Below are 12,026 nucleotides of genomic sequence, written 5' to 3'. Positions count from 1 at the left end.
CACCAAAAAGGGGACAGAAAATCTATCCCCAAAATTTGGCGATCGCCTTAGACCTTACAGCGTTTTTGTTAAGCCAATTCTTATTGAGCCTGGGCCATCGGTGTCATCTCATCACTCCAAGCGGGAGCAGGGGCCGCTGGGCGAGCCGGGGTGGCAGGAGTTTCTTCGCGGCTTAAGCTATTTGTGACTTGTACACAATTCGGTGTGAAGAGGAAAATGCTATCGCCAATCCGTTCTTGGTGGCCATCAATAGCAAAGGTTCCACCCGCAACAAAATCTACTGCCCGCTGTGCTTCGTCGGGATCCATCATGTTGAGATTGAGGACAATGGAACGTCGATCCCTAAGGGCTTGGATAATTTGAGGCATTTCTTCAAAGGAATGGGGCTCACAAACAACCACTTCAGCCGGGGAGTTACTGACGCCAGGGAGGCCGATGACATTGTTACGAGTGGGGGTGGTGTTAGAGTTCATGGCAAAGTTAGAAGCAACGGTAGGGTTTTCAGGTAGACGACGGGGGGCAGGCGCACTCTCTTCGGGCAAAGGGGTGGGCATTTCAGCAGGATAGAGGGCATGATAATCGTTGTTATCAATTTCCCCTTCATAGTATTCTTCGTATTCTTCTGGTTCGCTGAAGCCTAGGAAGTTACGTATGCTGTTGAACATGGGGCTAAATATCCTTGGTTATAGGGTTTTCAATATTGATTGATGATATGCTTCGTCGGCTTGGTAGATGGTGGGCAACATCTCCAAAAATTGTTTGTCCAGGATATAAGGCTCGAAGGGTGAAGAGACTTGACCAAGACTTAGGTAATTTTGAGCATATTCTAAGGGATGAATTATCTAGGGTTTCGCCAATTTAAAATTCTTAAGCTTAGCGATCGCCTTGGGACATATGGCTTATTTTGCCCTAAAAGTGAAGTTTTGGAGAATCGACATTGATAAGATTTTGTGAATCGAACATTGCAAATTCTAGATATTTTTCATCAATAGATTTGTTGCAAGAGGATCAATTTCAAAATTCTTTATGGAACTGCGGCCATTCACTGGGGTGATCAACAAATTTTTCAGCGGTTAGATTGGCTTATTCCCGTGCCCCGAAGATCCCCTGGCCAACGCGAATCATTGTTGCTCCAGCCTCGATCGCCAGGGGATAATCACCGGACATTCCCATGGATAATTCTGTTAATTGCTCCGGTAAGCTTGCCATCTGATTCAGTTGTTCCCTGAGGGAAAATACTTGTTCAAAGGCCATCTGGGTCTCAGTGCGGGAAAGCCCCAGGGGAAGAATTGTCATTAAACCCTGAAGCTTGAGGTGTTGACAGGTGGCGAGGTGCGGTAGATCGCTCAGGAGTTGGGGAATTTCCCAGCCAAATTTATTAGGGTCAGGCAGGGGTTTGATTTGTAAACAGCAGCGGGCTGGATTTTCTAAATCGGCGGCGTACTGATCCAGTTTTTGGGCGAGGGCGAGACTATCGACGGTATGAATCCAATCGAAAAGGGCGATCGCCTTTTTTGCCTTATTTTTTTGCAGATGGCCAATAAAATGCCACCGGATATCCGGCAAGTCCTCTAATTCCGCTTGTTTTTGCTGGGCTTCCTGGAACCGATTTTCGCCAAAATCTCGAATTCCCGCCGCGTAGGCCAGGCGAATTTTTGCCGCAGAGTGGGTTTTGCTAACGGCGATCAGGCGCACCTCCGGGGGGATTTCTTCCCGTAGTCGGGCAATATTTTCGGCGATCTCATCTGACATTACTAAAAAAATGACCCGTAAATTTTAGACTCAACTAACTCGCTTATTGGAACGTCCGTTTATAGAGCGCCTGTAATACTTGAAACTCAGCCATGGCACCGGATCGGCGCACCTGACGCAGGCGATTTTCCATTTTTAACCGGGCATCCATCCGGGTGACCGACTCAAAACTCATGCCATTGGTATCTTGGTGCACAATGAAAAATAGCCGCTGGGCATAGAGCGTTGTAAATAACTCTTGCTTGTCTTCCAGTTCACAAATCCGAAAGAGCATCCCAAATGTCGGGTGATTAAAATAAGATTCCGTATTCATTCAAATTTTAGCGAGTTCACCAATAGCCACAAAGCACCCTCTCCTTCTCGGTTTTCGACCACAAAAAATCAGAGGTTAGCTTTGCTGTAATCAAAAATACACATCAAAAATATTAGACATAGTATATAGGCAAGGCTCCCCCTGGGATAGCGTGATCCAGAGTTTTCACAACTCACATCAAGGTTTTGGCGGATTCACATCCCCATCTCCCACAAGCGAAACCTAAATTGGTAGAATAAAAAGCTGCTAATTTGCCTAGCCCATTATTTTTGAAACGACCATGACTAAGCCTCGTCAATATCACATTACCACTTTCGGTTGTCAGATGAACAAGGCCGACTCTGAACGTATGGCGGGCATCCTCGAAGAGATGGGCTATCACTTCACCGAAGATCCCTATGCTGCAGATCTCGTCCTCTACAACACCTGCACGATTCGGGATAATGCGGAACAAAAAGTTTACTCTTACCTCGGTCGTCAGGCTAAGCGGAAACAAGAAAAACCCGACCTCACCCTGATCGTCGCTGGTTGCGTCGCCCAACAGGAAGGAGAAAGTCTCCTGCGCCGTGTCCCGGAACTGGATCTGATCATGGGGCCTCAACACGCCAACCGTCTCCAGGATTTGTTAGAGCAAGTTGAAGGGGGAAGTCAGGTGGTGGCGACGGAGCCAATCCATATCGTCGAGGACATTACGAAACCCCGGCGAGACAGCACGGTTACGGCCTGGGTCAATGTGATCTACGGCTGTAATGAGCACTGTACCTATTGTGTTGTCCCTGGGGTGCGGGGCACGGAACAATCGCGCTATCCAGAAGCGATCCGGGCAGAAATGGAAGAACTAGGGCGACAAGGGTTTAAGGAAGTCACGCTCCTCGGTCAAAACATCGATGCCTATGGCCGGGATCTACCGGGTACCACAGCGGAGGGCCGGAATAAATACACCCTCACTGATCTTTTATATTACGTCCACGATGTGCCGGGCATTGAGCGGATTCGCTTTGCCACCAGTCACCCCCGCTACTTTACGGAACGTTTGATTAAGGCTTGCCAGGAGTTACCCAAAGTTTGTGAGCATTTTCATATTCCTTTTCAGTCTGGGGACAATGAGGTGCTTAAGGCGATGCGACGCGGTTATACCCACGAAAAATATCGCCGCATTATCAATACCATTCGGAGTTATATGCCCGATGCTTCCATTAGTGCGGATGCGATTGTGGCGTTCCCCGGAGAAACGGAAGAGCAGTTTGAAAACACCCTCAAATTGGTGGATGAGATTGGTTTTGATCAATTAAATACGGCAGCCTATTCTCCCCGACCCGGCACCCCCGCCGCCACTTGGGATAACCAATTGTCAGAGGAAGTAAAAGGCGATCGCCTTCAACGTTTGAATCATTTGGTCGCCCAAAAAGCAGCAGAACGCTCCCAACGCTATGCCGGACGGATCGAAGAAGTGCTTGTTGAAGATCAAAATCCGAAAAATCCGAGTCAGGTTATGGGACGGACCCGGGGCAACCGCCTCACCTTTTTTGAGGGAGAGATTAATGAACTCAAAGGAAAAATTGTTGCGGTCAAAATCACCGAAGCACGGGCCTTTAGCCTAACCGGAGAAGCCGTTGAAGCCCTCGTAACCGCCTAGTAGATACTATGACCACTCAACCTTGGCTCACCCCAGCGGCGATCGCCCAAGTGCAGCTTATTTTGGATAGTTATCACCATTGGTTTGGGGCGGATTTGATTGATCGCAGTGAATCCCCCCAAAAGCAGGCGGCGATTTTATTTGATGCACCGCTGGTGGTATTTTCCCATGGCACAGAGGCCGACCCAATTTATAACTATGGTTCTCGCCTCGGTTTAGAACTTTGGGAACGGTCTTGGGAAGAATTGTTACAGATGCCCTCTCGACAGTCGGCGGAGCCTTCGGCACAGGTGCAGGCAGAGCGCGATCAATTGTTAGCCAGCAGCCGTAGCTATGGGTTTAAAACAGGTTTTTCGGGGGTGCGCATTACCAAGAGTGGGAAGCGGGTACGGATTGAGGATGTTAAGCTTTGGGACTTACTCGACCCGGCGGGAAATTACCGGGGGCAAGCTGCCGTATATTCTAAATGGACAAATTTAGATTAGGACATGAAAGAGCAATTTATCCTGTGGTTGGATCGTCTATTGGTCGCGGATGTATTTGTGGTGTTATTCGCCTTTTTTTGGTTTGCGATCGCCTTAGTTGGCCGCTCATCGGGGGTTAATCTGGGCTGGGATTTGTGGTATTCCCTCTGGGAGCCTGTGTTTACGCCAGCCATTGGTATTTTGATGTTGGGAGCAATCCTCAGTTGGGTGGTGAAAAAACTGGGCCTCTGGTTTGGTGATAAATCCGATGAACTGTCTTAACTCTCTTCCCCATTAATCCCATTAATGAGGCGCAGTCTTACTGGATTAATTAGCTAGGATTGGTGCAAATGCAACCTAGGCATTAAGTTGATGAAACTCTCTGACCGATTTTCTGAAGCGCTGGTTTTTGCGGAAAAATTGCACCGTCAGCAAGTGCGTAAAGGTTCTGGCGTTCCCTATGTGGCCCATCTCCTGGGGGTTGCCAGTTTAGTGCTCGAAGCCGGGGGTGATGAAGACGAGGCGATCGCCGCCCTGCTCCATGATGCCATCGAAGACCAAGGGGGATGGGAAACCAGAACTTTAATCTGTGAAAAATTTGGCGAGCGGGTGGCAACCATTGTCGAAGGCTGTTCCGATAGTTTTGATGGTGAAAAAAAGAAGCCTTGGCGGGAACGCGAAGAAGCTTACCTCCAGCATCTACAAACAGCTTCAGCCTCAGTGCACCTCGTTGCCATGGCCGATAAACTTTACAATGCCCAATCTATTTTGCGGGATTACCAACGGATCGGTGAAGCCCTCTGGCCCCGTTTTAAAGGCGAAAAAGAGGGCACCCTTTGGTATTACAACTCACTTTTGAAAATCTTCGATTTATCCCATCCCCTCGCCCAGGAACTGCAACAAACTCTCCAGACTTTAGAGACGCTCATTCAAACTCAATCTACCGTCAATCACCGTAACTGAATGAATTGCCAAGCGTTGTAGTTAGCGATGACTTCATAGTCTAAGTCTTTTTCTGGGAGGTGTTCTGTCTCGATCCAGACATATTGGTCTGCTTTGAGGGCATCAATGGTCTCAGTTTGGTAGTCAATATGAGGAAAATAAAATCGAATGAGCACCTTTGTTTTGCCGCCACCAATCACTGCAATTGTTTCCGTATTGGCGATCGCCTGGATTGTCGGCTGTTTAACCATGGCTTTAAATGCTGGACTAACATCCGTCAGTAGTCCCGAACCAGCTAGGATGACAAAAGCGAGCCATTGACCAACCAATAAACTCAGCACACTGCGCTGATCAAATCGTTGCCAAGCAAACAAACCAGCCCAGAGCCAACCCAGTCCCAGGGGAAAAGCAATCGCCAAATATGCCCTAGGAATCTGCTGTAAATCCAGTCTGAATAACGATAAATCAAAAGCTTTTAGAAGAGAAATGCCTACGCCAAAACTAAGAATAATGCCTCCGAAAATCCCCAATCCAAGACATAAAAAGCGGACTGTTTTCTGTAGCAATCCTTGATAATCATGAATATCGCTAGCACGCTCAATTGCCATGGCAGTAAAAATTGCCATAAAAGGATACAGGGCCAAGGAATAATGGGACAGTCGTGTTGAATAAAGCGTAATAGCTCCAAAAATAATCGTTGGTGGAATGACAAGTAAAAATCGTTGATAACGACAAAGCCTTAAAATTTCTCTATATCCTAACCCCGCAAAAACTACCCAAGGAAAACCAAGACCGAGGGTTGTCCATAAATAATAAAAATAGCCATTACCTCGCCGTTCTTCCTGGGAAAGGGAAACAAATAAATTCACTAAACTCTCGATTGAACCAGATCCAAAGCGTTGACTACTCAGTAACAACCAAATACACAGAGGCAGTAGCCCAATGCTCAAGCCTACATAAAGTGATAATTTTTGTCCTAAACGCTTTTGAATAAGATATGGAACGAGACTGAAGATTAACATTAATCCCAGGAAACCCCGGAAAAGAAGCATCATGGCGAAACAGATCCCCACAGCAAACAAATAAATATCTATCGTTTTAAGATGAAATCGTTTATCTATTTTTTGTGTCAATTGTGCTGTATAGCAGAGATTAAGCGCCCCTAGAAACAGAAAAATTGTAATGTGATCCGGATTAGCCAAATAACTGTATCGCACCCAAAGAAACTCGAGACTTAGAATTCCCCCAGCGAGCAAAGCAATTTTTTGATCACATAGAGAGACTGCAATTTTATAAACCAACAAAACACAGCCTAAAGCCAGCACAAGATTAGGCAATCTTAGGGCGATTTCATTGACCCCAAATAGAGAATAACTAAGGGCAATTAGCCAGTAAATCCCCGGAGGTTTATGGTGGGGTTCGGCCCAAGGATTTATCCAATCGCCAGTATCAAACATTAGTTTTGCTCTAGTGGCATAAAGCCCTTCATCATGAGCCATAATGCTTTGGTCGGCAAACAAACCAATGCCTAAAATAGGCACTGTCCATACACAAAGAAGAACATAGGGATTGCGTAGAAGCGATTGAAAACTGCCCATCAATACCTCTTGGATCAAGGATTTATTGCTAAACAAAAAGACAGGTATTGACCATACCTGCCTGTAATGGATTATAAAATTCTTAATTAGAGCTTTAGTAGTCGAGTTGGCCAGCGGCTTGAACCCGTTCTACCTGTTTCTTCTTCAGAACGAGGAAGATTTGAGTCAACATAATCCCAGCAACAAAGGCCATGTAGCCATAGATGCGAGCGGGATTCTGGAGGACAACTTCTGTATCTTTTTGGCCAAATCCACCGACGTTGGGGTTGTTCGTGAGGGCTTCACCAGCGGCGATCGCCTGACCTTCAGAAACAATCACTTCGGGGCCAGCCGGGATCGTATCGATCACTTCGCCCGCTTCAGTGGAAATGGTGATATCCGTACCCGCAGCCTCATTCACCGCAATATTGGTGATGGTGCCGGTGGCAGACGCTTTAAATTGATTGTTATTGCTTAGTTCACCAGTGGGATAAACCTGACCACGGCCACGGTTCGCACCGAGGTGGACTGCATATTTACCGTAGTTGATGTTCTTATCGGTTTTCGGATCGGGGGAGAGTACCGGGAAAACGATCTCTTCATATTGATCACCGGAAATCGGCCCAATGATCACGACGTTTTCTTGATCCGGAGCGTAGGACTGGAAGTAGAGACCTTCGGTTTTTTCCTTCAGTTCGTCAGAGAGACGATCAGCGGGCGCAATTTTGAAACCGTCAGGAAGCATCAAAACAGCACCAACATTGAGGCCACCCTTGGAGCCGTCCCCTAGAACTTGCTGTTGGCTGTGGTCATAGGGAATTTTGACAACGGCTTCAAAAACTTGATCGGGTAAGACAGACTGGGGAATTTCCACCTCTGCTTCTTTGGCAGCGAGGTGACAGTTGGCACAGACGATCCGGCCTGTTGCTTCACGGGGCGTTTCTGGGGCGGTTTGCTGGGCCCAAAAAGGATAGGCAGCAGCGGCTTGGGGGAAAAGGGCATCACTGGCGAAAAATAAACCAAAGGTGGCGATCGCCACGAGGCAGGCGGTCTTCAGCCGTTGCCAGATTGCCATCAGTTCAGGTGTTTTCATCGTAAATTTTTACAAGCGTTTTCTCTAATGGATGAACCCGTATGGGGTTTTTAGGCCCACCAAGGAGCTTCGTCAGTACGGAAATCGGTTTCTGTCCAGTCGGTGAAGGAGATCTTGTCATCTTCAGTCACTTCCGCATGGACAAGGGCCAAGGATAAGGGGGCCGGGCCGCGGACAACTTTCCCGGTTTCGTCATACTGAGAACCGTGGCAAGGACACATGAATTTATTTTCAGCGGTATTCCAAGGGACGACACAACCAAGGTGGGTACAGATGGCGTTGATCCCATAGCTGGAGATGGTGTTATCCCCTTCGACAACCACATAGGTGGGATCCCCTTTGAGGCCTTGGGCCAAGGAGCGATCGCCTGCGGTGTGGGTTTGGAGATAGTCGCTCACGATAATGTCATTACCGAGGGCATCTTTAGCAATCACGCCACCACCAGCGCCACCACTAGAAGGAGGAATAAAATATTTAATAACGGGATATAAACCACCGAGAGCCGTTCCCGCCGCCGTCCCCACCCAGAGGAGGTTCAAAAATTGGCGACGACCTAGATCTGGAACATCGGAGGAACCTGATAATTGAGTCATAATCAGAGCCTTTTTGTATAGTTATGTAAGCGTTTCTACAATACTTCCTATGAAGAATATCATCCAAATGGCGAGCAAAGATGGCGTTTTACCTGAGCTTGAGCCTTAGTTGGTTGCCGGATAGCCTTTAAAAAGGTTAACAAAGTTTTGTAGATAAATTATTACAGATCGGCTGAGATTAGGCTTTTGGCCACAGAAATGTCAATGAACCGCAGGAGGAGTGGGCGATGAATGGTGGAGAACTACGGGAACTTTTGTGGCGTAAATGGGGACGATCCTATGACATCCAGCTGCGACAAATTAAGGGGGAATGGTATCTCCAGGTGATGTGGAAATATTTGGAACAGGTTTCTTTTCCCCTCTCGGAGGCTCAATATGAGGAACATCTCCAGGCGATCGCCACTTATTTAGGGGAATGGGGTGTGAGTCAACAAGTCCATACTTACCTCGAAGAAACCACAGAACGCCCCAGGGTCGGCAAAGCAATTAGTATTCGTTTGGAATTGGGAGAACGGGCCTCAGAATGGCTGTTGGGTTAATCCAAAAATATTTTAATCAGAGTGTCTGTGTAGTGCTGGTGTTGGTAGCCGGACTGAGCCACAGCCCCAAGGCGATCGCCGATCCGCCGTCAGAGTTGCCCCCCTCCAAGATTGGGCCTTTGACCCCCAAGCGCAGCAACTCCGCCTCCAAACCGCCCCAACGACGATTCCCCAATATTCTCGCCTCAGTAATCCGACTCGTCTGATCATTGACCTGACCGATACCCGCTGGCCCGCTGCCACCTTGACCCAGGCCTACGACGGCACCATTCGTCAACTGCGCATTGGCCAATTTAATGACCGCACCACCCGCATTGTCTTAACCTGGGCTGGGGAAATCCCGCCCACTTGGTCGCCCACCTTTCAACGTTTGCCCCAGGCCGATGGTTCTGTGGTGTGGCGCTTTGAATTCCAAGGGGCGATCGCCAGTGCAGATCTCCCCTTCACATTTCCCCCGGCTCTCTTGCCTCCCACCCAGGCGATACCGATCCAATTGCCCCCATTGCCAGAACTTCCTTAACGGTTTGTGGCGATCGCCACTATCTTTAGACAGAAAAATATCCTCCTTGGGCTACACTCAGGGATGAATCTCCGCTTCGGGCGCTGACTTTTTATGACAAGCCGAGCAAAATTTCCCCTTGTTTTCTGAACTTCCGTGGGCAGAATTCCCCTGTCATCGCTTTGACTATTTAAATTCAGCAATTTTTTTCGCAGGCCACTGGCACGTGTTATTTCCCGTGAAACTCCTATGACTGATCTGCAACTCCGCATCCAAGCTGAGGGCTACCCAGAACGTATTGTGGTGGTCGATCAAGGGGAGTTTGTGATCGGTCGCTTGCCTGAATGTAGTCTCTCGCTACAGATGACCCAAATTTCCCGGTACCACGCCCGGATCAAACGGCGGCAACAGGCTTGGATTTTAGAGGACTTGGGCAGCACCAATGGCACATATCTTAATCACGTCCGGATTACTGAGCCCCAAACGATCCGCCAAGGAGATCTAATCCGTCTTGGCCATGCCTCAATTTTAGTCACGTTCCAGAATGTGACCCTCGACGAAACCACAGATCTACAGGCCGACCAATGGGGATCGGGGCGCACCATTCTCCGTAACGCCGAAGATCTCAAGGAGCAATGGCTACAGGGGGAAGAAGGCTATGGTCATCAGCCCCACACGGAAACGGCGATCGCCCGCCTCAAGGAGTTGGTGGACATTGTGAAACAACTTAGTTCTGCCGAATCCATTGAAGCTATTTTTCGCCTGACCCGGAATGTTATTTTTCAGGAATTGCCAGGCTTAGAACGGCTGGCGCTACTCATTGATATTCGGGGCAATGGCAAATTAGAACTCCTCAGTGCTGCGGCCCAGAGTCTCCCGGATAATCACCCGGCCATCCGCACCAGTGCTTGGATTAGTCAATCGGTCTGCCAAAAGGTCTTTAAAGAAAGGGTTGCCCTCAAATCCGTAGATGCCCAGAGCGACCAGCGCTTTGCGGGGGAAGATAGCATTTTGGCAAAGGGGATTCGAGGAGTGTTGGCGGTGCCCCTATGGGATCAAACAAAAGTGGTGGGAGTTCTGTATGGTGATGCCCACTTGAAGTTAGATGAATCAGAACCGTTAACCGATGATGATTTAAGTTTTTTTTCGACCATTGGCCATCTGTTGGCGGCCAGTGTGCAACGGTGGTTGCTGAGCCGTCGTCTCCAGGAACAGGCCCAAATTCGCCAAAAACTAGAGCGTTACCATTCGCCTGCGGTGGTACATCAATTAATTTCGGTGGGAGCGTTAAAAAATGGGCGACTCCCCCCTAGGGAAGCGGAAATCAGTATTTTATTTGCAGATATCGTTAATTTTACGCCCATTGCGGAGCAGTCTTCCCCCAGTGCCATTGCGGATTTGCTGAACGTTTTTTTCGAGGAGATGCTCCACTCGGTGTTTTCCCAAGGGGGAACCCTCGATAAATTTATTGGCGACTGCATCATGGCGTTTTTTGGGGCACCAGAACCCCAGATCGACCATGCTGAACGGGCGATCGCCACTGCCATGGGCATGCTCAACCGCCTTGATCAGCTAAATTTACAAAATATCTGGCCCCAACCGATTCAACTGCGGGTTGCGGTAAATAGCGGCAAGGCTTTTGTGGGCGATGTGGGCAGCTCCCAGCGGGTAGACTACACGGTTCTGGGGGGAACGGTGAATCTTGCGGCCCGCCTTGAGACCATTTGTCCACCGGGGGAATGTGTGATCACCGATGCGACATATCAAGCGATTGGCGATCGCCACCAGGATTTATTTATTCCCATGGGTGCTGGGCGATTTAAAGGCATTGACCGCCCCATCCAGGTTTACCGTACCCAACGGCACCGCCACCCCAAACCGCTATCGTTAAAAAGCACCGAGGTTTCCAGCTCCTAGGTTTTTGGCATTTCATCACGGCTCTGCAAAATAAATTCGGCGATCGCCAAATCTCCTGGCGTCGTAATTTTGAGGTTTGTTTCTTCCCCAGAGACAATTTTCACAGGCAGACCACAACGCTCGAACAAAGCCGCATCATCGGTCACTTCCCAACCCAGGGTTTTGCCTTTTTCGTGGCAATCCTTGAGGCGCTGCACCGTAAACCCCTGGGGCGTCTGGGCAGCCCAAAGCTTCGCCCGCTCCGGCGTCTCTTTGACCCAACCTTGTCCATCTACCACCTTAATGGTGTCCTTGACGGGGATCGCCGCAATTAAGCCCTCACAGGTTTCTAGGGCCGCTGCACAGCGATTAAATAGCGCCGGGGTGGCCAAACATCTTGCCCCATCGTGGATCAGCACCTGGGTTGCCTCTGGGGGAAGGGCTTGTAGGCCGTTATAAACTGATTCTTGGCGAGTTTTGCCACCTCGAATCAGTTGGACAGGCTTAGAAAGCTTTAAATCGGCCAAAATTGCCTCAAAGTCCGGAAAATCTAAGGGCTGTCCCATGATGCCAATCCAGGCCACCGAATCCGCCGCCGCCGCTGCTTGGAGCGTCCAACTAAAGAGCGGTTTATCCTGTAGTGTCATCAGCAGTTTGTTGCGATCGCCGCCCATCCGTTTGCCGACGCCCGCCGCAGGCAATAACAAGTGCACCATGGCTTT

At 48.9% G+C, this 12,026-nt stretch carries 15 protein-coding genes; 8 read left to right on the top strand and 7 right to left on the bottom strand.

Annotation, left to right across the window (positions count from 1 at the left end):
- Window positions 1–80: 80 nt before the first annotated feature.
- The 3 genes from FEK30_RS13920 to pipX form a co-directional block, all read right to left on the bottom strand.
- Window positions 81–665: a cell division protein SepF gene (locus FEK30_RS13920; protein WP_030006429.1), complete on the bottom strand. Its 585-nt coding sequence runs from the start codon at window positions 663–665 to the stop codon at window positions 81–83.
- A gap of 418 nt (window positions 666–1,083) precedes the next feature.
- Window positions 1,084–1,752 (bottom strand): YggS family pyridoxal phosphate-dependent enzyme, encoded by a 669-nt coding sequence (locus FEK30_RS13915; protein ID WP_138073512.1) that lies wholly within the window; start codon window positions 1,750–1,752, stop codon window positions 1,084–1,086.
- A gap of 43 nt (window positions 1,753–1,795) precedes the next feature.
- The gene (gene pipX, locus FEK30_RS13910) at window positions 1,796–2,065 is read right to left on the bottom strand and encodes a transcriptional coactivator PipX (protein WP_012307526.1); all 270 of its coding nucleotides are present in this window, start codon (window positions 2,063–2,065) and stop codon (window positions 1,796–1,798) included.
- Between the two features lie 280 nt (window positions 2,066–2,345).
- Here pipX and miaB point away from each other — a divergent pair, with 280 nt between their 5' ends.
- The 4 genes from miaB (at window position 2,346) to FEK30_RS13890 (ending at window position 5,128) form a co-directional block, all read left to right on the top strand.
- Entirely contained in the window at window positions 2,346–3,701 is a 1,356-nt protein-coding gene (gene miaB / locus FEK30_RS13905; protein ID WP_030006427.1) for a tRNA (N6-isopentenyl adenosine(37)-C2)-methylthiotransferase MiaB, read from the top strand.
- An 8-nt stretch (window positions 3,702–3,709) separates the two neighbouring features.
- The gene (locus FEK30_RS13900) at window positions 3,710–4,186 is read left to right on the top strand and encodes an MEKHLA domain-containing protein (RefSeq protein ID WP_138073511.1); all 477 of its coding nucleotides are present in this window, start codon (window positions 3,710–3,712) and stop codon (window positions 4,184–4,186) included.
- A 3-nt stretch (window positions 4,187–4,189) separates the two neighbouring features.
- On the top strand, window positions 4,190–4,447 hold the full coding sequence (locus FEK30_RS13895) for a DUF8620 family protein (protein WP_012307523.1): 258 nt from the start codon (window positions 4,190–4,192) through the stop codon (window positions 4,445–4,447).
- Between the two features lie 90 nt (window positions 4,448–4,537).
- Window positions 4,538–5,128, top strand: a complete 591-nt coding sequence (locus FEK30_RS13890) for an HD domain-containing protein (RefSeq protein WP_138073510.1) — start codon at window positions 4,538–4,540, stop codon at window positions 5,126–5,128.
- Here FEK30_RS13890 and FEK30_RS13885 read toward each other — a convergent pair.
- From FEK30_RS13885 to petC, 3 genes are all read right to left on the bottom strand, one after another.
- Window positions 5,116–6,705, bottom strand: a complete 1,590-nt coding sequence (locus FEK30_RS13885) for an ArnT family glycosyltransferase (protein ID WP_138073509.1) — start codon at window positions 6,703–6,705, stop codon at window positions 5,116–5,118. The two genes, FEK30_RS13890 and FEK30_RS13885, sit on opposite strands and share 13 nt — an antisense overlap.
- A 94-nt stretch (window positions 6,706–6,799) precedes the next feature.
- Window positions 6,800–7,777 carry a cytochrome f gene (petA, locus tag FEK30_RS13880; protein WP_138073508.1) on the bottom strand — a complete coding sequence of 326 codons (978 nt, stop codon included), beginning with the start codon at window positions 7,775–7,777 and terminating at the stop codon, window positions 6,800–6,802.
- Window positions 7,778–7,827: 50 nt separating this feature from the next.
- A complete protein-coding gene (gene petC, locus FEK30_RS13875; RefSeq protein WP_012307519.1) occupies window positions 7,828–8,370 on the bottom strand; it encodes a cytochrome b6-f complex iron-sulfur subunit in 543 nt (180 codons plus the stop codon).
- Between the two features lie 227 nt (window positions 8,371–8,597).
- Here petC and FEK30_RS13870 point away from each other — a divergent pair, with 227 nt between their 5' ends.
- From FEK30_RS13870 to FEK30_RS13860, 4 genes are all read left to right on the top strand, one after another.
- Window positions 8,598–8,909, top strand: a complete 312-nt coding sequence (locus FEK30_RS13870; protein WP_012307518.1) for a DUF3067 family protein — start codon at window positions 8,598–8,600, stop codon at window positions 8,907–8,909.
- Window positions 8,894–9,115: a hypothetical protein gene (locus FEK30_RS17180; protein WP_255447892.1), complete on the top strand. Its 222-nt coding sequence runs from the start codon at window positions 8,894–8,896 to the stop codon at window positions 9,113–9,115. The genes FEK30_RS13870 and FEK30_RS17180 overlap by 16 nt, the downstream gene beginning before the upstream one ends.
- Window positions 9,076–9,429 carry an AMIN domain-containing protein gene (locus FEK30_RS13865; protein ID WP_255448029.1) on the top strand — a complete coding sequence of 118 codons (354 nt, stop codon included), beginning with the start codon at window positions 9,076–9,078 and terminating at the stop codon, window positions 9,427–9,429. Before FEK30_RS17180 ends, FEK30_RS13865 begins: the two co-directional genes overlap by 40 nt.
- A 228-nt stretch (window positions 9,430–9,657) precedes the next feature.
- Window positions 9,658–11,325 (top strand): adenylate/guanylate cyclase domain-containing protein, encoded by a 1,668-nt coding sequence (locus FEK30_RS13860; RefSeq protein WP_138073506.1) that lies wholly within the window; start codon window positions 9,658–9,660, stop codon window positions 11,323–11,325.
- Here FEK30_RS13860 and ispD read toward each other — a convergent pair.
- Window positions 11,322–12,017, bottom strand: a complete 696-nt coding sequence (gene ispD, locus FEK30_RS13855; RefSeq protein ID WP_065711698.1) for a 2-C-methyl-D-erythritol 4-phosphate cytidylyltransferase — start codon at window positions 12,015–12,017, stop codon at window positions 11,322–11,324. The two genes, FEK30_RS13860 and ispD, sit on opposite strands and share 4 nt — an antisense overlap.
- Between the last annotated feature and the right edge of the window lie 9 nt (window positions 12,018–12,026).

The organism is Picosynechococcus sp. PCC 11901, from assembly GCF_005577135.1.
In the GTDB taxonomy this organism is placed as follows: domain Bacteria; phylum Cyanobacteriota; class Cyanobacteriia; order Cyanobacteriales; family MRBY01; genus MRBY01.
The sequence above is the reverse complement of the archived record's forward strand: the minus strand, read 5'-3'. Positions and strand labels throughout refer to the sequence as shown.

Coding starts and splice junctions, on each gene's coding strand:
- FEK30_RS13920 (WP_030006429.1), bottom strand. CDS start 665: ATGTTCAACAGCATACGTAACTTCCTAGGCTTCAGCGAACCAGAAGAA.
- FEK30_RS13915 (WP_138073512.1), bottom strand. CDS start 1,752: ATGTCAGATGAGATCGCCGAAAATATTGCCCGACTACGGGAAGAAATC.
- pipX (WP_012307526.1), bottom strand. CDS start 2,065: ATGAATACGGAATCTTATTTTAATCACCCGACATTTGGGATGCTCTTT.
- miaB (WP_030006427.1), top strand. CDS start 2,346: ATGACTAAGCCTCGTCAATATCACATTACCACTTTCGGTTGTCAGATG.
- FEK30_RS13900 (WP_138073511.1), top strand. CDS start 3,710: ATGACCACTCAACCTTGGCTCACCCCAGCGGCGATCGCCCAAGTGCAG.
- FEK30_RS13895 (WP_012307523.1), top strand. CDS start 4,190: ATGAAAGAGCAATTTATCCTGTGGTTGGATCGTCTATTGGTCGCGGAT.
- FEK30_RS13890 (WP_138073510.1), top strand. CDS start 4,538: ATGAAACTCTCTGACCGATTTTCTGAAGCGCTGGTTTTTGCGGAAAAA.
- FEK30_RS13885 (WP_138073509.1), bottom strand. CDS start 6,705: ATGGGCAGTTTTCAATCGCTTCTACGCAATCCCTATGTTCTTCTTTGT.
- petA (WP_138073508.1), bottom strand. CDS start 7,777: ATGAAAACACCTGAACTGATGGCAATCTGGCAACGGCTGAAGACCGCC.
- petC (WP_012307519.1), bottom strand. CDS start 8,370: ATGACTCAATTATCAGGTTCCTCCGATGTTCCAGATCTAGGTCGTCGC.
- FEK30_RS13870 (WP_012307518.1), top strand. CDS start 8,598: ATGAATGGTGGAGAACTACGGGAACTTTTGTGGCGTAAATGGGGACGA.
- FEK30_RS17180 (WP_255447892.1), top strand. CDS start 8,894: ATGGCTGTTGGGTTAATCCAAAAATATTTTAATCAGAGTGTCTGTGTA.
- FEK30_RS13860 (WP_138073506.1), top strand. CDS start 9,658: ATGACTGATCTGCAACTCCGCATCCAAGCTGAGGGCTACCCAGAACGT.